Below are 604 nucleotides of genomic sequence, written 5' to 3' on the forward strand. Positions count from 1 at the left end.
ACCTACATCAGCGCGTTGGAGCGCAGCGTCTACGGCGCGACGATCGACGTTGTCGACAAGTTGGCAAATGTTCTCGGGATTGAGGCCGCGGACCTTCTAAGGCGCCCTCTATCGCGCGTCACAAAATAGCGAGTCATTCGGCCTCATTTGTCTTGTTGTGCCTCCATGACAGCAGTCGCATCGCGAGCCGGGCGGAGCCCGGCGAGCGGCCGCCGTGTTTCATAAAAGCGACCGCACGCGCCGACCCCGATGATCTGGTCGCTAGATATTCTTATGATAAGACAATCCGGTTGATGTGGCGGACCAGAAAGGCCGCGCGGCGAGACGTTCGCCGTGCGGCCTTTCGTTCGTTCACGCCGCCTTTTCCAACAGTGCCTTCGCCTTTCCTTCAAGCTCCAGCCGGCTATCCTGATGCGGCTTGGCGCGGGCATGCGCTGTCATGCCTTGAACAAAATCGAAGATGCTTTCGGGTGGGTGACCTTCTTCCTGCAACACAGTCTCGATGATCTTGCCCGTTTCGCCCTTGGAGAAACCGCGCTTGCGCAGGAAGCTTTCGCGGTCCTCGGCGGTGCGGGCTACGATCTTCTCACGCGCGGCCTTGATG

At 59.6% G+C, this 604-nt stretch carries 2 pseudogenes; one reads left to right on the plus strand and one right to left on the minus strand.

Annotated features, from left to right (window positions below):
* Positions 1 to 129, plus strand: a pseudogene (locus EOA22_RS39435) (XRE family transcriptional regulator); the annotation flags it as partial.
* Positions 130 to 351: 222 nt separating this feature from the next.
* Here EOA22_RS39435 and EOA22_RS36485 read toward each other — a convergent pair.
* Positions 352 to 604: pseudogene (locus tag EOA22_RS36485) on the minus strand (DUF932 domain-containing protein); the annotation flags it as partial.

Origin of the sequence: Mesorhizobium sp. M7A.F.Ca.US.014.04.1.1 (assembly GCF_003998745.1) — a bacterium.
GTDB classification, from domain to species: Bacteria; Pseudomonadota; Alphaproteobacteria; order Rhizobiales; family Rhizobiaceae; genus Mesorhizobium; species Mesorhizobium ciceri.